16 protein-coding genes are annotated in these 18,923 nt (G+C 69.1%); 4 read left to right on the top strand and 12 right to left on the bottom strand.

Annotated features, from left to right (window positions below; translation table 11 throughout):
• Positions 1–135: 135 nt before the first annotated feature.
• Positions 136–2,325 (top strand): AAA family ATPase, encoded by a 2,190-nt coding sequence (locus tag E3O18_RS06225; RefSeq protein ID WP_134393691.1) that lies wholly within the window; start codon positions 136–138, stop codon positions 2,323–2,325.
• A 104-nt stretch (positions 2,326–2,429) separates the two neighbouring features.
• The gene (locus E3O18_RS06220) at positions 2,430–3,476 is read left to right on the top strand and encodes a zinc-dependent alcohol dehydrogenase family protein (protein WP_134393690.1); all 1,047 of its coding nucleotides are present in this window, start codon (positions 2,430–2,432) and stop codon (positions 3,474–3,476) included.
• Here E3O18_RS06220 and E3O18_RS06215 read toward each other — a convergent pair.
• From E3O18_RS06215 to E3O18_RS06180, 8 genes are all read right to left on the bottom strand, one after another.
• Positions 3,454–4,932 carry an NAD(P)/FAD-dependent oxidoreductase gene (locus tag E3O18_RS06215; protein ID WP_134417728.1) on the bottom strand — a complete coding sequence of 493 codons (1,479 nt, stop codon included), beginning with the start codon at positions 4,930–4,932 and terminating at the stop codon, positions 3,454–3,456. The two genes, E3O18_RS06220 and E3O18_RS06215, sit on opposite strands and share 23 nt — an antisense overlap.
• Before the next feature lie 131 nt (positions 4,933–5,063).
• Positions 5,064–5,657, bottom strand: a complete 594-nt coding sequence (locus E3O18_RS06210) for a nitroreductase family protein (protein WP_134393688.1) — start codon at positions 5,655–5,657, stop codon at positions 5,064–5,066.
• A 213-nt stretch (positions 5,658–5,870) separates the two neighbouring features.
• Positions 5,871–7,562 carry a long-chain-fatty-acid--CoA ligase gene (locus tag E3O18_RS06205; RefSeq protein ID WP_134393687.1) on the bottom strand — a complete coding sequence of 564 codons (1,692 nt, stop codon included), beginning with the start codon at positions 7,560–7,562 and terminating at the stop codon, positions 5,871–5,873.
• Complete coding sequence (locus tag E3O18_RS06200) at positions 7,559–8,629, bottom strand: low specificity L-threonine aldolase (protein WP_241976500.1); 1,071 nt, start codon at positions 8,627–8,629, stop codon at positions 7,559–7,561. Before E3O18_RS06200 ends, E3O18_RS06205 begins: the two co-directional genes overlap by 4 nt.
• 182 nt (positions 8,630–8,811) lie before the next feature.
• Complete coding sequence (locus tag E3O18_RS06195; RefSeq protein WP_347232335.1) at positions 8,812–9,969, bottom strand: ABC transporter permease; 1,158 nt, start codon at positions 9,967–9,969, stop codon at positions 8,812–8,814.
• Positions 9,966–10,850, bottom strand: a complete 885-nt coding sequence (locus E3O18_RS06190; protein ID WP_134417727.1) for an ATP-binding cassette domain-containing protein — start codon at positions 10,848–10,850, stop codon at positions 9,966–9,968. The genes E3O18_RS06195 and E3O18_RS06190 overlap by 4 nt, the downstream gene beginning before the upstream one ends.
• A 58-nt stretch (positions 10,851–10,908) precedes the next feature.
• Positions 10,909–11,580, bottom strand: a complete 672-nt coding sequence (locus tag E3O18_RS06185; protein ID WP_134393684.1) for an SDR family NAD(P)-dependent oxidoreductase — start codon at positions 11,578–11,580, stop codon at positions 10,909–10,911.
• Complete coding sequence (locus E3O18_RS06180) at positions 11,573–12,970, bottom strand: DUF6421 family protein (protein ID WP_134417726.1); 1,398 nt, start codon at positions 12,968–12,970, stop codon at positions 11,573–11,575. The genes E3O18_RS06185 and E3O18_RS06180 overlap by 8 nt, the downstream gene beginning before the upstream one ends.
• 413 nt (positions 12,971–13,383) lie before the next feature.
• On the opposite strand from E3O18_RS06180, the gene E3O18_RS06175 reads away from it, so the two are divergent.
• Entirely contained in the window at positions 13,384–13,764 is a 381-nt protein-coding gene (locus E3O18_RS06175) for a DUF1622 domain-containing protein (protein WP_134393682.1), read from the top strand.
• 56 nt (positions 13,765–13,820) lie between these two features.
• On the opposite strand, the gene E3O18_RS06170 is transcribed toward E3O18_RS06175, so the two are convergent.
• Positions 13,821–15,059, bottom strand: coding sequence for a class I SAM-dependent methyltransferase (locus E3O18_RS06170; RefSeq protein ID WP_134417724.1), 1,239 nt, complete (start codon positions 15,057–15,059; stop codon positions 13,821–13,823).
• 73 nt (positions 15,060–15,132) lie between these two features.
• Positions 15,133–16,125, bottom strand: coding sequence for an LLM class F420-dependent oxidoreductase (locus E3O18_RS06165; protein WP_104170709.1), 993 nt, complete (start codon positions 16,123–16,125; stop codon positions 15,133–15,135).
• Between the two features lie 86 nt (positions 16,126–16,211).
• On the opposite strand from E3O18_RS06165, the gene E3O18_RS06160 reads away from it, so the two are divergent.
• Positions 16,212–17,378, top strand: a complete 1,167-nt coding sequence (locus E3O18_RS06160) for a glycerate kinase (protein WP_134393680.1) — start codon at positions 16,212–16,214, stop codon at positions 17,376–17,378.
• A gap of 66 nt (positions 17,379–17,444) precedes the next feature.
• Here E3O18_RS06160 and E3O18_RS06155 read toward each other — a convergent pair whose 3' ends face one another.
• The gene (locus E3O18_RS06155; protein ID WP_134417723.1) at positions 17,445–18,101 is read right to left on the bottom strand and encodes a histidine phosphatase family protein; all 657 of its coding nucleotides are present in this window, start codon (positions 18,099–18,101) and stop codon (positions 17,445–17,447) included.
• A gap of 189 nt (positions 18,102–18,290) precedes the next feature.
• Positions 18,291–18,854, bottom strand: coding sequence for a hypothetical protein (locus E3O18_RS06150; RefSeq protein WP_134393679.1), 564 nt, complete (start codon positions 18,852–18,854; stop codon positions 18,291–18,293).
• Between the last annotated feature and the right edge of the window lie 69 nt (positions 18,855–18,923).

Here is an 18,923-nt window from a genome sequence, read left to right as displayed (position 1 = left end):
ACCGCCGCCGCAGCACCACCGAGTTGTCCCCGGACCGCTGGCGCGTTTTCTCAATGTCCCGTAAACTTGAGTCCAACAGGCTCAGCTTTTTATCGACCTGCGGCGAGAGCGGCGGGCCCGAGAGAGGATCTTCCGATGCAAGCAGGTCAGCAACCTCCCCAGGAAGAAGCGAAGACGGCGCTGGAGCAGTACGGCGTCAACCTCACCGAGATCGCCCAGAGCGGCAAGCTTGACCCGGTGATCGGGCGGGACGCGGAGATTCGGCGGGTCAGTCAGGTCCTCACCCGCCGCACCAAGAACAACCCGGTGCTGATCGGTGAACCGGGAGTGGGCAAGACCGCCGTTGTGGAGGGGCTGGCCCAGCGCATCGTGGCCGGCGATGTGGCCGACTCCCTCAAGGGCAAGCAGCTGGTCTCCCTCGACCTGGCGGCCCTGGTGGCGGGGGCCAAGTACCGCGGCGAGTTCGAGGAGCGGCTCAAGGCCGTGCTCAAGGAGATAAACGACGCGCAGGGGCAGATCATTACCTTCGTCGACGAGCTGCACACCCTGATGGGTGCCGGCGGCGGCGAAGGGTCCGTGGCGGCCTCCAACATGCTCAAGCCCATGCTCGCCCGCGGCGAGCTGCGCCTGATCGGTGCGACCACGCTCAACGAGTACCGCGAATTCATCGAGAAGGATGCCGCCCTCGAGCGCCGGTTCCAACCGGTGCTGGTCGACGAGCCCAGTGTGGAAGACACCGTGGCCATCCTGCGCGGGCTCAAGGAGCGCTACGAGGCCCACCATAAGGTGTCGATCGCGGACTCGGCGCTGGTGGCCGCGGCATCCCTCTCCAACCGGTACATCACTGCCCGCCAGCTGCCGGACAAGGCCATCGACCTGATCGACGAGGCGGCCAGCCGACTGCGGATGGAGATCGACTCCGCTCCCGTGGAAATCGACGAGCTGCGTCGCAGGGTGCAGAGGCTGGAGTTGGAAGAGCTCGCGCTGAAAAAGGAGAAGGACGACGCCTCTAAGGCTCGCCTGGGGAAGTTGCGTGCTGACCTTGCCGAATACACGGTGGCCCTTGCTGAACTGCAGGACCGCTGGGACAAGGAGCGTTCCTCGCTCAACCGCATCGGCGATCTGAGGAAGCGCCTGGTGAGCACCCGCAGCCAGGCCGAGGTGGCCGAGCGCGAAGGCAACCTGGAGAAAGCGTCCAGGCTGCTCTACGGCGAGATTCCGGTGATCGATCGGGAACTCGCCGAGGCGGAGCAGACCGAGCAGGATGGGCCGCGGATGGTCGGTGACCAGGTCACCGCGGAGGACATCGCCGCCGTGGTCGCGATGTGGACCGGCATTCCGGTAGGGCGGCTGCTGCAGGGCGAGACGGAGAAGCTGCTGAACCTCGAGGGTGAGCTCGGGCACCGCCTGGTCGGGCAGAGGCAGGCCGTGCGCGCGGTCGCCGACGCCGTGCGCCGCAGCCGGGCCGGCATCTCCGACCCGGACCGGCCGACCGGTTCGTTCCTCTTCCTCGGGCCGACCGGCGTGGGCAAGACGGAGCTGGCGAAGGCGCTCGCCGAGTTCCTCTTCGACGACGAAAAGGCGATGGTGCGCATCGACATGAGCGAGTACGGGGAAAAGTTCTCCGTGTCCCGTCTGGTCGGGGCTCCTCCCGGCTATATCGGCTACGAGCAGGGCGGGCAGCTGACCGAGGCCGTGCGCCGCCGCCCGTATTCGGTGATTTTGTTCGACGAGGTGGAGAAGGCGCATCCGGAGGTCTTCGACGTCTTGCTGCAGGTGCTCGACGACGGCCGGCTCACGGATGGCCAGGGCCGCACCGTGGACTTCCGCAACACGATCCTGGTGCTGACCTCGAACCTCGGGTCGGCGTTCCTGATCGACCCGCTGCTCAGCCGGGACGAGAAGGAGGCGGCCGTGCAGGCACTCGTGCGCAAGACGTTCAAGCCCGAGTTCGTCAACCGTCTCGACGACATCGTCGTGTTCGAATCGTTGTCGATGGAGGACCTCGGCCAGATCGTCGGGCTGCTTGTCGACCGGCTGGAGAAGCGGCTGATCGAGCGCCGGCTCGAGCTGGGCGTGACCCCGGATGCCCGCACGTGGCTGGCGGAACGCGGCTACGACCCGATCTACGGTGCGCGCCCGCTGAGGCGGCTGATGCAGACCGAGATCGACGACAGGTTGGCGACCGCGATCCTGTCGGGCGCCGTGCGGGACGGCGAGACGGTGCGGGTGGATCTGGCGCCGGACGGGGAATCGCTCAGCGTCGCATCCGCCCCGTTGCTGGTCGTGGACCCGGCCGACCTCGACGACGACGCGCTGCTGTAGCTCTGTCCGTCGCCGGATTTCGCGTCCAGCGGAATTCGGCGGGAATACGCCCGAACGGGCCCCCTGCCCCGGTGACGGTCAGTGGGCTGGCCTAGGGTCGAAGCATGCGTGCAACAGTGATTTACGGGGAACGGGACGTCCGCCTCGAAGAAGTATCCGATCCGATTCTCTCCACCGGCGGTGACGCCATCGTGCGCGTCGTCGCAGCCTGCGTCTGCGGCTCAGATCTCTGGCCCTACCGCGGCGTCCAGCCCACCGAGGAGCCGAAACGAATCGGCCACGAGTTCGTCGGCATCGTCGAGGAAATCGGCGCCGACGTCAGCCGGGTCAAGGTCGGCGACTTCGTCATCGCGCCGTTCTATGACTGCGATAACACCTGCATCAACTGCCAGAACGGCACCAGCACCTCCTGCCTGAACGGTGGCTGGTGGGGCTCGGACGACCAGCTCGGCGGATTCGCCGACGGCGCCCAGGGCGAGAAGGTGCGCGTGCCGCACGCCGACGGGTCGCTCGTTGCGACGCCGACCCTGCCCACCGATGCCCAGGTTCCCGGCCTCCTGACCCTCGCCGACGTCATGGGCACCGGCCACCACGCCGCGGTCTCCGCCGGTGTGACCGCGGGCAGCACGGTCGTCGTCGTCGGCGACGGCGCGGTCGGCCTCTGCGCCATCATCGCGGCCAAGCGGCTCGGGGCCTCCCGCATCGTGGCCATGTCTCGTCACCCCGAACGGCAGCTCGTGGCCCGCGAGTTCGGCGCGACCGAGATCGTCGAGGAGCGCGGCGAGGCCGGCGTGGCCCGCATCCGTGAGCTGTTCGACGGCATCGGCGCGGACTGCGTGCTCGAGTGCGTCGGCACCAAGGAATCGATGGAGCAGGCCATCGCGTCGGCCCGTCCCGGCGGAATGGTCGGCTACGTGGGCGTGCCCACCGGCGGACCGATCGAGGTTCGCCCGCTGTTCGGGCGGAACGTGGGCCTGAACGGCGGCGTCGCATCCGTGCGCGGCTACGTCGAAGAGTTGCTGCCGGAAGTGCTCTCGGGCGCTATCAACCCCGGCCGCGTGTTCGACCTGCAGCTGCCGCTGGCCGAGGTCGCCGAGGCCTACGCCGCCATGGACGAGCGCCGCGCCATCAAGGTGATGCTGCTCCCGTAGGTACGGAGATCGCAGGTGTCGGGAGGGGGATCTCGACGGGCAGGATCACCGCGGCCGGCTTCGGCGCTTCCAGCAGTAGTCGACGGGCCGTGAGGCCGATGACGGCACTGTAGGTGGGGTAGGCGAAGCGCACCCGGGCCAGAGTGGCGACGTCGACGCCGGCGGCCATCGCCGTCGTCACGGATTGGATCACTTCGACCGCGTTCTCCCCGGTGGCATGGGCGCCGAGGATCAGCTCCCGCCGCCGGTCGGCGATCAGCTTGAGGAAGCCGGGTTCCCGCCCGTCGATCACAGCGCGGTCGAGCTCGGCGTAGGGAACTGTCGCGACGACGCAGTGCGGGTCGCGAGCCCGGGCCTCCTCCTCGGTGAACCCCACGCCCGCGTAGTCGGGGTCGGTGAAACCGCCGGCCGGGAGCAGGTGGTGCGGCGTTCTGCGATTGGCGCCCAGCACCGCGTTCTCGGCCGCGGCCTCGCCCTCAAATTGGGCTGCCTGTACGAGCATGTCCCGACCGTTCGCGTCGCCGACCGCAAAAATATGGGGCACGACACTCCGGAAGTACTGGTCCACCGGGATGGCGGAACGTTCGATGGTGATGCCGGCCCGGTCGAGCCCGAGGTCGTCGACATCCGCCGGCCAACCGGTGGACATGATGACGGCGTCGAAGCCGGAACACTGTTCCGTTCCGTTTTCGCGCCAGGACAGGGTGAGGGTTCCGTCGGCGTCCTGCTCGATCGCCGTCACCGCTTCAATGCCCGTGTGCACGGCCACGCCCTGCTCGCGGAACGCCCCGGAGACCGTGGCGGAGATGTCGGAATCCGACGCCATCAGAATGCGCGGTGCCACATCGAGCACGGTCACGTCGGAGCCGAAGGAGCTGAACACCGTGACCAACTGGGCGCCGGTGTTTCCGGCGCCGATCACGGCCACCCGTCGGGGCAGCGACGGCAGCGTCAGAATGTCTTCCGGGACCGTCGCCAAGTGCGCCCCCGGCACGGCGAGTCGCCGAGAATGCCCGCCGACGCAGACCAGGAACGTGGCGGCGGTGAGGATGCGGCCGCTGTCCAGAACCACGGAGTGTGGGTCGATGAAGCGCGCCCGACCTTCCAGCATCAGCTCAACGCCGGCGGCCGCGAACCTCTCGGCCTCGCTCTTGATCGAGCGCACCTTGTTCACTCGCGACTGCACCCGATCTCCCATGGTGGCCCAGTCGATGCGCGGGTCGTTGACTACGATTCCGTAGGTATCTGCCGCGCGCACCTCGCGCATCAGGCGCGCTGCCTTGGCGAGCACCCTCGTCGGCACGCACCCCGTGTTTACGCATGTCCCGCCGAGCTGGTCGGCCTCCGCCACGGCGACCCGGGCTCCCAGTTCGGCGGCACGGAGCGCAGCGGCCGTTCCCGCCGGCCCCGCGCCGATGACGACGACGTCGAAGTGATTAGGGATGTTTTCGGTCATCGTGGTCTCCACCGGTGTTCACTGCTGGAAGCACCCGGGCGCGTTGCCGGGAAAAATAGTCGGATAATGTTTTTACCTGACGGGGCTGTGGAGTTACTGTGTCGGGTCGGACTCTTGCCGCTGGTCGTTGACTAGTCGTTGACCAGGAGGAGCTCGACGAGAGGCTTGCGGGTGCGCGGGGCGGACTCGCGTTCGAGTAGCTCGGGGGAGAGCAGGGAGACGTCGCCGAGCACGCCGAGGGCGGTGATGGAGACGGTGGCCTGGTCCTCGGCGAGGCCGAAGGCCAGGGCGAGGGCGGTGCCGTCGAAACCGCCGAGCTGATGGGTGTGCAGTCCCTCGTGCTGGGCCTGGATCGTCAGATGGGCAACGGCCTGACCCAGGTCGTAGCGGGCCCACGGGTTCTCGCGGGTCGCGTCGATCGGCAGGGTGGCGACGTTGACGATCAGCACGGAGGCGGCATCCGCCCACGCCTTGTTGAAGCCCATCAGCGACTCATGGATCTTCGCGAAGCTGTCCGAGCCGCGGCGGGCGACGATGAAGCGGGCAGGCTGCATATTGCTGGCCGAGGGAGCCCAACGGGCGGCCTCGAGCACGGTGGTCAGAGTGGCTTCGTCGACGAGGGCCGTCGGGTCGAAGCCGCGGGGGCTCCAGCGCCCGGCGAGCACGGGTAGGAGGGGCGACGTCGTGTGGGCGGCGCGGCTGAGGGTGTCGGTGATGAGGTTCATGGGCCCGTCTTTCGCTGGAGTCTGGCTGGGATGGCGGGGCAACACTGACCCATCCACTCCAACGCGGGCGGCGGCACACTATTCCGCTGCATCCTCGCCACCACGTCTCGCGAGTGCGGGTGAATCGTCGGTATGACGCGTACATAGCGACGATTCGCGCGCACGGGCGAACTGGAGGTCGGCTGCTCGAGCAGCAGGGCGACCGTCAGGGCGCTACTCCTTGATCAAGCCGGCTCGCACCTCGCGGCGCAGCACCTTGCCGATCAGCGACCGGGGCAGCTCGTCGACCTCCACGATGGTGCGGGGCACCTTGTAGGCGGAGAGCCGGGTGCGGCAATACGTGCGGATGGCGTCGACGTCCAGGGTGGCCCCCGCCGCCAACACGACCGCGGCGGCGACGTCTTCGCCGCCGTTTGCGCTCGGCAGCCCGACGACGGCGGCGTCGGCGACATCCGGATGCGACAAGAGAGCGGCCTCGACCTCGGAGGGCGCCACATTGAAGCCGCCGGTGATGATGAGTTCTTTGATACGGTCGACGACCGTCACGAAGCCGTCGGAGGAGACGCGGACGATGTCGCCGGTGCGCAGCCAGCCTCCGTCGAGAAGCGTCTTGGCGGTCTCGGTCGGCTGGTCCCAGTAGCCGGAGAAGACCTGGGGGCCACGGATGAGTAGCTCACCTTCCTCTTCGATACCGCGGTTCACGGTCGGGTCGTCCGGGTCCACCACGCGGATCTCGGTACTCGGGAACGGCACGCCCACCGTGCCGGGGCGCCGGCTCGGGCCCATCGGGTTGCCGACGGCGATCGGCGAGGCCTCGGTCATGCCGTAGCCCTCGACCAACAGCCCGCCGGTGGCGGCCTCCCAGCGTTCCACGATCGACACCGGCAGGCTCATCGCGCCCGAGATGGCGTAACGGATGCTGCGCAGGCTTACATTCTTCGCCGCCGCCGCCTTCACGAGCCGGTCGTAGATCGGCGGCACGGCCGGCATGAATGTGGGTGGGGTGCGTCGGGCCGCATCGAGCAGCAGTCCCTCGTCGAACTTGGGGAACAGCACGAGCCGGGCGCCGGTTGCCATCGCGAACGTCAGGCAGAGGGTCAGGCCGTAGGCGTGGAACATGGGCAGGACCGCGTAGAAGACCTCCTCGCCGGGCCGCAGCCCCTGCACCCAGGCCTCGCCCTGCAGGGCGTTCGAGCGCAGGTTGAAGTGGCTGAGGATCGCACCCTTCGGGGTGCCGGTGGTGCCGCTGGTGTATTGGAGCGCGGCGGTGTCGGTGACCTTCGGGCGCGGGTGGCCGGGGCGCAGCTTGCGTGAGCCGACGATGCCGGACCAGGTGAAGGCATCCTTGCCCAGCGGGCCCGAGGTCAGGGCGTCTCGCGACTCGCGGGCTTTGGCGACCGGCAGCTTGAGCAGGAGCCGTTTGGCGAGCGGCATCGCCTCCGTCAGGTTCACCGCGATCACGGTGCGCAGGCCCAAATCGGCGGGGAAATCGGTGACGGTTTGGTAGATCTTGTCCCAGACGATGGCGACGCGGGCGCCGTGGTCTTCGAACTGGTGCCGGAGTTCGCGTTCGGTGTAGAGCGGGTTGTGCTCGACGACGATCGCGCCCAGGCGCAGCACGGCGTAGAAGGCCACCACGTGCTGGGGGCAGTTCGGCAGCACAAGGGCCACCCGGTCGCCGGGTTTGACGCCGAGGCGCAGGAGGCCGTTTGCGGCCCGAGAGATCTGCTCGCCGAGCTCGGCGTAGGTGGTGGTGGCGCCGAAGAAGTCGAGGGCCACGCTGGAGCCGAACCGGCGCGCCGAGGTCTCGATCATGTCGCAGAGCGTGTCGGTCGGTTCCTGGATGGTACTCGGAACGCCGGGGGCGTAGGAGCCGAGCCAGGGTTTATTCTCGAAGACGTTCATCGGGCGGCCAGCTCTCTGATCAGGGCCGCGACGAATGCGTCGATGTCGGCCTCCTCGGTGTCGAAGCCGCACATCCAGCGCACCTCGTTGGTCGCGGGGTCCCAATCGTAGAACCGGAAGTGTCCGCGCAGGCGATCGGCCGCCCCGGGGGGCAGGATCGCGAAGATCGCGTTGGCCTGGGTGTTCTGGGTGAACGACAAGCCCTCGATCTCGCCGGCGGCGATACCGGTCTCAAGGGCGTGGCGCATCCGTGTGGCCATGGCGTTGGCGTGGCCGGCGTTTCGCTGCCAGAGGTCGCCGCCGAGCAGCGCGATCAGCTGGGCCGAGATGAAGCGCATCTTCGAGGCCAGCTGCATGTTCAGTTTGCGCAGGTAGAGCAGTCCCGCGGATGCCTCAGGGTTCAGGACCACGACGCACTCGCCGTACATCATGCCGTTCTTGGTGCCGCCGAAGCTGAGCACGTCGACGCCGGCGTCACGGGTGAAGGTGCGGAATGGCAGGCCCAGCGAGGTGGCGGCGTTGGACAGGCGGGCGCCGTCCATGTGCAGCTTCATGCCGTGGGCGTGTGCGTGGTCGGCGATGGCCCGCACCTCGTCGACCGTGTACGCGGTGCCGAGCTCGGTGGTCTGGGTGATCGACACCACGAGCGGCTGGGCGCGGTGTTCGTCGCCCCAGCCCCAGGCCTGCTGGTCGATCAGTGCGGGGGTGAGTTTGCCATCGGGGGTGTCGACGGTGAGGAGCTTGATGCCGGCCACCTTTTCGGGGGCGCCCGCCTCATCCGTGTTGATATGAGCGGTGGATGCACAGATCACGGCGCCCCAGCGCGGCAGCATCGACTGCAGGCCGATCACATTGGCGCCGGTGCCGTTGAAGACCGGGAAGGCCTCGACGCCCGCGCCGAAGTGTTCGGTGAAGACCTGCTGCAGCCGGGCGGTATAGACGTCTTCGCCGTAGGCGATCTGGTGCGCGCCGTTGGCGGCGACGATCGCCTCGAGAATCTCGGGGTGCACCCCGGAGTAGTTGTCGGAGGCGAACCCGCGCGAAGAAAGGTCATGGAGTTGAGTCACCCCTCCATCTTCGCGCATCCGTCTGCTCCGCTTCTGTGCGCTCGGTGTGCGAATTCGACGGAGATTTTGCGTTGTAACGGCGATTTCGGGTCGAAACCGGCCCGTGGGAGCAAAATCACCGTCGAATTGGTTCGGGGCAGGGTTCAGGTTCGGGGCCGGGATCGGGCTGGCGGGGCGGCAGGTCAGCCACGCAGGGCCTGGCGCAACGTGACGCGGGCGCCCATCCGCAGCAGGGAGTTCGAGTAGATGCGGGAGCCCAGCAGGATCACCACGGCCGTCGAGGCGAGCAGGATGGCCAGCGAGAGAAGCGGCTCCCACCAGGCGGCCGTGCCGAGGAAGATGCGCATCGGCATGCCGACCGGGGCCGAGAACGGGATGTAGGACATGACGGCGAGCACGGTGGGGTTGTCGTTGAAGAAGATCACCAGAAAATAGGGAATCATCACGAGGAACAGCACGGGCGAGGTGGCCGAGCCCACGTCTTCCTGGCGGGAGACCATCGACGCGGTCGCGGCGAACAGCGCCGCAAGCATGACGAAGCCGAACGCGAAGAACACGGCGAACCAGACGATCGACGGCCCCACGGTGCCCAGCAACCCGAACTGGCCGGTCGTGGCCATGCCGATCGCGACCAGCAGGCCGATCGCCACGATCTGCCCGAAGGCCATGATGCTGTTGCCCACCACCTTGCCGCCGAGCAGGGCGCGCACCGGGATGGTGGTCATCAGGATCTCGACGACCCGGGTCTGCTTCTCCTCGACGACGCTCTGCGCGATGGTCGAGCCGAACGTGATCGCCGACATGAAGAAGACCAGCCCGAAGCCCAGGGAGACGAGGTAGACCAGGCCACCGCTCTGCCGCGAAGTCGGCTCGAGCAGGCTCACCGCGGGGGTGACGCTCAGGGCCGCGAGCACACCCACCGGCGGGGAGTCGAGGGCGATGACGCGCACGCCGAGCAGGGCATCCGCCCTTGTGGACGGAACGACCGCCGCGGAGACGGTGCCGTTCCGCACCAGGGACTCGGCAGCGCCGACGTCGTCGGCCTTCACCATCGTGAACGACTCGATCTGCTCGACGACCTGAGCGGCGGAACCCACGACGGCCACCTTCGGCATGGTCAGGTTCTGACTCGCAATGCTGCCGGCGACGACGGAACCGATCGAGATGAGCAACAGGATGCCGGTCGAGATCAGGAAGGCCTTGCTGCGCAGCCGGGCCATGATCTCGCGGGTCGCGACAAGCCACACACTCCGGGCGAAGCTCGGCGCCGGATACCGGGGGCGAACCTGCGGGCGTTCGATGTGTGGCGTGCCGGCGCGGTCGTTCCCGATGGTGCTCACTGCACGATTTCCTTGAAGATGGTGGCGAGGCTGGGCCGCTGCTGGCTGAACTGTGTCACCGGGGCCCGGGTGAGGGCCTGGCGCAGAACGGCCTGGCTGGCGGCATCCGTTTCGGCCTCGAACACGGCGACACCCTCGGAGAGGTCGAGCACGGAGATGCCGGGCACGGCGTGGATCCACTCCGCGTCGGCGGCGGTGCGTAGTTCGAACCGGGGGCTGCTGTGCTGCTCGCGCAGCCGCTCTCGGGGGCCGTTGGCCCGGATCTCACCGTCGGCGATGATGACGACGTCGTCGCAGAGGCGCTCGACGATGTCGAGCTGGTGCGAGGAGAACAGCACCGGCGCGCCCTGGGCGGCGAAGTCGGAGAGCACGCTCATGACCACTTCCACCGCGAGCGGGTCAAGGCCGGAGAACGGTTCGTCGAGCACGAGGAACTCCGGGTCGTGCACGAGCGCGGCCGCGATCTGGGCGCGCTGCTGGTTACCGAGCGAGAGAGACTGCACCAGGTCACCGGCCCGCTCGCCGAGGCCGAGCCGGCCGAGCAACTCGGCGGTGTTGCGGCGGGCGGATGACGGGCTCAACCCGTGCAGGCGGGCCAGGTAGACGAGATGCTCGCCCACCTTCATCTTCGGGTAGAGTCCGCGCTCCTCCGGCATGTAGCCGAAGCGGCGGCGGTCGTCGCTGGTCAGCGGAACGCCGTCTTGCAGCACGGTGCCGGAGTCGGCCGACAGCACCCCCAGGATGATCCGCATGGTGGTCGTCTTGCCGGCGCCGTTCGCGCCGACGAAGCCGGTCAGGCGTCCGCTCTCGACGACGAAACTCACGTCGGTCAGCACCTGCCGGGTGCCATAACGCTTGTTTATGGTCCTGATGTCGAGCATGCCCACCCCTCCGTAGCCTGGTTCCACGCTAGCGCGCCGCGGGATGCCGCCGTCGGGTTCAGGGGGCTAAAAGCACGCGAGAAGAGTTGACGGATGCCGCCGACGCGTCCCACAGACCGACCACCGCGCTCGCAAGTTCGGTTTCCAGCCCAGCGAGGGCACGCACGACAAAAATGACCGCCGCGGCATCCGTGCCTGCCTTCGCAAAGCCCTGGCCGACCGCGCGGGTCCAGGTTTCGGCGGCGGCCTTCGCGGCGGCGTAGTTCGCGCCGCCCGGGGCCGGCTTGTCGACCGACACCGACGACACGATCGCCAGACGCCCGGCCGAAGACGCCAGCAGGTCGTCGTTGAACGCGCGGGTGGTGTTGCGCAGTGTGGCGACGACGTGCGCGTGCAGGAAATCCCAGTCCCCGTCGGACTGGCCGGCCAGTCCACCGCCGCCGCGCCAGCCGCCGACCAGGTGGATCAGGCCGTCGATCGGACCGTGCTCGCCGTGCACGGCGTCGGCCAGGGCCGTGACCTGGGCGAAGTCGCCGAGGTCGCAGACGTAGGTTGCGGCACCGGGAACCTCGGCGCGGAAGCCGTGCAGGCGCTCGGCGTTGGTGCCGACCGCGATCACGTGCGCGCCGGCATCCGTCAGCGCGGTGGCCACGGCGCGGCCGGCCGCGCTGGTCGCACCGGCGATGAGAACGGTGCGACCAGCGACGGTCCTGCCTGCGGTATCAGTCACGCCCGGTGAGCCCGGCCGTCGACTCGATCACGGGCTTCATCTTCTTGTCGAGCGCCTCGAAGAACATCGACAGCGGGAACTCGTCGTCCAGGACGAGGTCGGTGTAGCCCTTCGGTGCGCCGGCAAGCACGTCCAGCGGCAGGCCGCGAGCCCACTGCGACGCCGGGTTCGGCGTGAGCGTCTCCGCGATCATGTCGTAGGCGGCCAGCCAGTGGGCCTTCTTCGGCCGGTCGATCGACGCCCAGTAGAGGTCGTCGATTCGCTTGCCCAGCGCGATGACCACGTCGGGCACGGCTTCCCAGTCGAAGGTGAGCCGGGTGTCGGTCCAGTGCAGCACGTGGTGCTGGTGCATCCATGCGAAGAGCAGCTGCCCGCCCAGCCCGTCGTAGTTGCGCACCCGGGTACCGCTGATCGAGAATCGGAAGATCCGGTCGAAGATCACGGCGTACTGCACGAGTTTCGCGTGCCGGCGTGCTTCCGGGCTGGCGTTCTCGTCGCGTTCGATCGTGACCGATTCGTGGAACGCGGTCAGGTCGCAGCGCAGTTCCTCCAGGGAGTAGAGGAAGAACGGCATCCGCTGCTTGATCATGAACGGGTCGAACGGAAGGTCGCCGCGCATGTGCGTGCGGTCGTGGATGAGGTCCCACATGACGAAGGTTTCCTCGGTCAGGTGCTGGTCGTCGAGCAGCGCCGCCGCATCGGCGGGCAGTTCGAGACGGGTGATCTCGGCGGCCGCGCGCACGACCCGGCGGAACCGGGCAGCTTCGCGGTCGGCGAAGATCGCACCCCAGGTAAAGGTGGGGATCTGGCGCATGGCGACGGTCTCGGGGAACAAAACGGCCGAGTTGGTGTCGTAGCCGGGCGTGAAATCGAGGAAGCGGATCGGCACGAACAGCTTGTTCGTGTACTCCTGCTCGAGCTCGTCGATGAATTCCGGCCAGATCACCTCGATCAGCACGGCCTCGACGAAGCGGTTCGCGCTGCCGTTCTGCGTGTACATCGGGAACACGACCAGGTGACGGATGCCGTCGGCCCGCTGCTGCTGCGGCTGGAACGCCATCAGGGAGTCGAAGAAGTCTGGCACGCCGAAGCCCTCGGTGCTCCAGCGGGTGAAGTCCCGGTTGACGGCCGCGAGGTAGGCGGCGTCGTGCGGGAACAGCGGGGCGAGCTCATCGATAGCGGCGGCGATCACGTCGACGTGCGCCGCGGCATCCGCGTGGACGGCGGCGACGGGGATGGAGCCGTCCTGCGCCTGGCTGGCCTGCAGCGCGGTGGCCGCGGACTTGAGCCGGAGCCAGGCCGGGCTTGTGGCCGGGTCGGCGGCGGCGACGGCGTCCTCGAGAACCTCGGGCTCACCGACCAGTGCAGCGTGTGCAACGTAATTCGACATGGGAACCTCCGTTCTTCGTGAGTGCCGCGGTCGCGGCGGGGTCGTACGTGGTGGTGCTGGGTGGTGCCGGTGGTGCCATTCGGCGCCACGATCCAGAGTAGCGGGAGGGTGCGGGCGTTTTCTTGCCATATCTCGCAACGAATCGCCGTGTTCCGGCCCTCCGGTCGTCGAAACCCCCCGTTCCCGTTGAGAGTAAGCGTTGTTCCGGTCACTCTCCGAGAATCGCCCATTGTGCCGCGTGCCCCCCTTCCGCCGGTGATTGTGAGCGCATACGGCGCTTTCGGTCTCAGCGGCGCGAGAGGGCGGTGCGCGAGCGCCAGCTGGCGCGACCACCGGATGGCTCGACCGCGGGGGGTGGCCTGCGCTATCGTCGAGGCGACCATGCAGCAACCATGCAGCGAGGAGCGCCGCCGATGAGCTTTGACGAGGTGATCTCGGCGGTCGTGCGGGTCGTCGAGGCGGCCGGTGCAGCCATCATGGTGCTCGGCGGAGCGGCCGCGATGATCGCTGCGGTGCCGACCGCGCTGCGGGCCGACACCCGGCAGCGGGCCTATGAGAAGTTGCGCCGCAATCTGGGCCGGGCCATCCTGCTCGGGCTCGAAGTACTGATCATCGCGGATATCATCCGAACGATTCTGGTGGATCCGACCCCGCAGAGCGTGCTGGTGCTCGGCGCGATCGTGGTCATCCGGGTGCTGCTCAGCTTCTCGCTTGAGGTGGAGATGGACGGCATCTGGCCCTGGTCCCGCTGGCGCCTCGCCACGAACAGGGGCGGTACGCCGAACCTCGAGTAGCGCTCGAAACGACACGTTCGAGGGTGGGCCGCCGCGCACCTCTCAAACCTGACGGTTCACCGAACGGCGTCAGACGCTTCGGGGGCATCGGCAGTCGACTGGGCCGGCGGCGAGACGGCCCGCAACCGCCAAAGCGAGGTCACTTCCTTCGACCGCGCGGCGTGCAGGGGATCGGATGCGTCGGCGGCGCGGCCGTGCACGGGTTTGGCGTCCAGGCGGGCGACGACCTCGAGGCCCGCGTCCTCGATCAGGTCGAGGAGTTCGCCGCGGGAGCGCAACCCGAGGTGCTCGGCGATGTCGGAGAGCACGAGCCAGCCCTCCCCGGCCGCCTCGAGGTGGTCGGCCAGCCCGGCCAGGAAGCCCCGCAGCATCCGGCTGTCGGGGTCGTAGACGGCGAAGTCGGTGGCGGTGACGGCGGACGCGGGAATCCACGGCGGGTTGCAGACCACGAGGTCGGCGCGGCCGCCGGGGAACAGGTCGGCCTTGATGATCTCGACCGCACCGGCCAGCCCGAGCCGCCCGATGTTCGCGCGCGCGCAGGCCAGCGCCCGTGGCTCCTGGTCGGTGCCGACCACGTGACGGATGCCGCGCCGCGCCAGCACCGCAGCGAGCACCCCGGTGCCCGTGCCGATGTCGAACGCGGTGGCGGCCCCGGCGATCGAGCCGACCTCAGCCGCAGAACCTCCGGCCCACGCTGCCGGCAGCGGGGCCGTGTTCACCAGGTCGAGGTATTCGCCGCGCACGGGCGAGAACACCCCGTAGTGCGGGTGGATGCGGGCGCCGAGCGCGGGCACGTCGACGCCGGTCGTGCGCCACTCGTGCGCCCCGATGACGCCGAGGAGCTCGCGCAGGGCGGTGACCGAGGCATCCGTCGCCGGGCCGTAGGTCTCGGTGCAGGCGCGCCGCACGTCGGGCGCGCGGCGGAGCGGAACGGTGTAGTCGGCGTCGAGCGGCACGAGCACCAGACCGAGCAGCCGGGAGCGGCGCAGCGCCTCGGAGCGGTAGTGCCGGAAAGCGGCGGCCAGGTCGGTGGCGGGCGCGTGCCGGGCGTGGTCGATGCGGCGGGCGAGGGCGCTGAGCAACTGGCGGGCGCCCAGGAAGTCTCCGCGCCAGAGCATGCCGGTGCCGGCCTTCGCGTGCCGGTAGGCGGCATCCGCGGTCATTGTGTCGTCGGCGATGACGACGCGTTCCGGCGGCGCCCAACCGCTCTCCGAGTGCCAGAGGGCCGACCGGGTCCGCCCGGCCTCCGCCCAGGTGATGCGGGCGGGCGCGGTCGCCGTGTTCGTGCTGGTCATGGGTACCATCCTTGCGCGGGTGGGGTGGGGTGGGCGCGCCGGGGCCGGCGGGAGAGCGTGGGGTGCCGCCCGATCAGCGCAACGCGGGCATGACCTCGCGTTCGAAGAGTTCCAGACCCGAGCGGTCGTAGGCGGCCTCCGGGAAGTAGTGGATGGCGTAGCCGAGGCCGCGTGCCTTCATGCCGTTCAGGCGCTCGACGACCTGTTCCGGCGTGCCGACGCCCTGCGCCTCGCCGCTGCGATACTCGGCCATGAATGCCGCCGCGCCCTCCGATCCGAGGTAGGGGGTGACCCGGGCCTCGATGGCGTCGAGACGGTCGGCGACCTCGGCCTCCGTCGCCGCGATCACGGTGTTGTAGTTCGCCGAGCGGGTGATCGCGCCGAAATCGGTGCCTTCCGCCATGCAGTGCGCCTCGAGCAGCTCGCTCTTGTGCGAGAAACCCTCGGGGGAGCCGTCGAAGTTCGTGTAGTTCGCGTACTTCGCCGCGATCTTGAGGGTGACCTTCTCGCCGCCGCCGGCGATCCAGACCGGGATGCCTCCGTCCTGCAGCGGTAGCGGCCGCACGATGGCGCCGTCCACCTGGTAGTGCTGCCCGTCAAGGGTGGCCTTTCCGGTGGCCCAGGCCTGGCGCATGATCTGCACGCCCTCGTCGAGGCGTGCGAGGCGCTCGCCGGCACGCGGGAAGCCATAGCCGTAAGCACGCCATTCGTGCTCGTACCAGCCGGCGCCGATGCCCATTTCGACGCGTCCGCCGGAGATGATGTCGATGGTCGAGGCGACCTTCGCGAGGTAGGCCGGGTTGCGGTAGCTGATGCAGGTGCACATCTGGCCGAGGCGCACCCGCGTCGTGGTGGCGGCGAACGCGCTCATCAGCGTCCAGGCTTCGTGGGTGGCCTCCTCGCTCGGCACCGGCACGGTGTGGAAGTGGTCGTACACCCAGATCGACTCCCACTCGCCGGCGTCGGCGTGCGCGGCGAGGCCGCTCATGGTCGCCCACTGTTCGACGGGATCGATGTCGACCAGGTCGTGACGCCAGCCTTGAGGTATGAAGAGTCCGAATCGCATGGTTTCGAGCCTACGCGGGGGCAGCGGATGCTGCGTCCTGCGCCCTGCAGTTGCAGCTGGTGCCCGGGACCGGGAAGATCAACACCATGAAGTTCGTTCTGGCCCCCGACTCGTTCAAGGAATCCATGTCGGCCGCCGAGGCCGCCACGGCCCTGGAGCGCGGCATCCGTTCCGTCTTCCCCGGCGCCGAGTGCGTGCGGGTGCCGATGGCCGACGGCGGCGAGGGCACCGTGAACGCGATGGTTGCCGCCTGTGGCGGAGAGATCGTGGAGACCGAAGTTCAGGATGCCCGCGGACGCCCGGTGCGGGCCGCCTACGGCTATGTGGCCGCCGAGCAGCTGGCGATCATCGAGGTTGCGGCGGCGGCCGGCATCCATCTCGTCGCCGCAGCCGACCGGGACGCGCGCACCGCCAGCACGTTCGGCGTCGGGCAGCTCATCACCGACGCGCTGGACCGCGGTGCGAGCCGGTTCGTGATCGGGCTGGGTGGCTCGGTGACCAACGACGGAGGGGCTGGCATGCTCCACGCCCTTGGCGCTCGTCTGTTCGATTCCGCCGAACGTGACCTGGACTGCGGGGGAGCGGCGCTTGCGCGGCTCTGCCGGATCGACCTGGAAGGATTCGACCCGCGGGCGCGGTCCGCGTCGTTCGAGATCGCGAGCGATGTCGCCAATCCGCTGCTCGGTCCGGGGGGCGCCACCGCCGTCTTCGGCCCGCAGAAAGGCGCCGATCCGCAGGCCGTGCGGGACCTCGAGGAGGCCCTCACGGTCTTCGCGCGGGTGCTGACCGCGGATTCCGGGCGTTCCGTGGCGGAGCTGCCCGGCGCCGGCGCGGCCGGCGGGCTCGGCGCGGCCTTCCTCGCCTGCTTCGACTCCCGCATGCGGCGCGGCGTCGAGGTGGTCATGGAGGCCGCTCTCCTCGAGCGTCGCCTGAGCGGGGCCGACTTCGTTTTCACCGGTGAGGGCAGCATCGACGGGCAGACCCTGCACGGCAAGACCCCGCTCGGCGTGGCCGAGGCTGCCGCGCGCAACGGTGTGCCCGTGATCGCGTTCGCGGGCCGGGTCGGGCCCGGGTCCGAGGTGCTCTATGACCAGGGCTTCGCCGCGCTGGTACCGATCGTTCAGGAGGTCAGCGACCTCCCGCAGGCACTGACGGATGGCCCGGCGAACCTCGAACGGGCCGCCGCCACGGTGTGCCGTGTCCTTGCCCTCGGGCTGTCGGCCGGGGCGGCCCGCGGGGCGCAGACAAGCTAGGGGAGGGGCGCCGGAACGTCACGACCGGCTCGAGACCACACGCCCGAGATCACGCGCCCGAGATCGTCAGGTACCGCCCTCATTCGCGAGGGTGAGGGCGGCCGCCAGCGCGGTGACGGAGTCGAGGTAGCGGCCGCCGAACGGCACGGAACGCCCCCGGGCGTCGAAACGGTAGACCAACGGCTGTCCGGTGGGCAGGTTCAGGTCGCGGATCTGCCCGTCGGACAGGCCGTCGATCACCGCGCACAGAGCCCGCAGGGAGTTGCCGTGGGCCACCACGAGCACGGTCTCGCCGCGGGCGAGAAGCGGGTCGACGCGCTCGGTGAGGAAGGCATCCACTCGGGTGATGACGTCGCTGAGCGCCTCGGTGCGCACATCGTCCTTGGAACGGCCGGTCAGCGCGCCGTAATTGCGTTCGTTCAATCGCCAATCGGCGTCGCAGCCGACCGGCGGGCGGGCCAGACCGGCGGCGACGATCGCGGCGGTCTGCCGGGCGCGTGCCAGGGTCGAGGTGAACAGGGTGACAGATGCTGCGAGGTGGGGCAGCGCGTCGACCCGCGGCACGTCGAGGGGCAGTGCCGCGTTCAGCAGGGCGGTGGCCCCAGAGGCTTCGCGGATTCCCTGCTCCGACAGCGGCGCATCCAGTACGCCCGTGAACAGCCCGGCGGCGTTCGCGGTGCTCTCGCCGTGCCGCAGCACGATCAACACCCCCGCTTCACGCACGGTAACCAGCCCTGTTCGATCTCGCCTACCCGGCGACGGATGCCGCAGCCCGGGAGTCACGGCGTCGTCCGCCGACACCCCTCAGGTTACAGTCCCGCCGCCGGTGAAACCCAGCCGCGCGTGCGCTCAATGTGTCTCTGCGGCGGCGCCAAGGGGGCAGATTGGGCGCACGCGCGGCAGTGGGACGGCCTAGAAGCCGAAGTCGCCGCCGAAGTCACCGCCGGAACCCGCGTCGCCGCCGGAATCAGCGCCCGAGTCGCCCGAGGCATCCGCGCCGCCGGAGTCCATGGGCAGGAAGGCGCTCATCAGCGTCGACGCGATGACGTAGCCCGCCACGGTGCCGAGCAGGGAGCTGCCGACCATGCTGCCGAAGCTCGGCCCGCCTTGGCCCTGACCGCCCTGACCCTGCCCGCCCTGACCCTGGTTGCCGAAGGCGCGGGTGAGGGTGCCGGGCTGGCGCAGCTCCGCCCGGGTGGCCGCCTGGGCCAGTGTTGCCGGTTCGGCGTTCGCCGGGCGCTCGCTGGCGTCGGCGTTCTCGCTTAGCTGGCGGAACAGCAGGTCGCGTTGCTCATCGTTCAGTTTGCTGAAGGCCTCCGCGTGCACCTGCTCGATCGTCTCGGGCGGTGCCGTGCGCAGTAGGTACTGATAGCGATCGACGGCGATCTCGTCGTCGGTGCGCTGCGGTGCGGCCGCGCGTCGCTGCTGTTCCGGCTGCTGGGGCTCGGTTCCGAAGAGGCGGTCGAAGAATCCCATGGTGTGCTCCTCTGGCTCGGTGGTCTGGGGCGTTGGTCCTTACGATTCCACCCGTCGCTGGGTAGGTGC

Origin of the sequence: Cryobacterium sp. TMT2-42-4 (assembly GCF_004402645.1) — a bacterium.
Taxonomy (GTDB): domain Bacteria; phylum Actinomycetota; class Actinomycetes; order Actinomycetales; family Microbacteriaceae; genus Cryobacterium; species Cryobacterium sandaracinum.
This window is presented reverse-complemented; position numbering and strand designations above follow the sequence as displayed.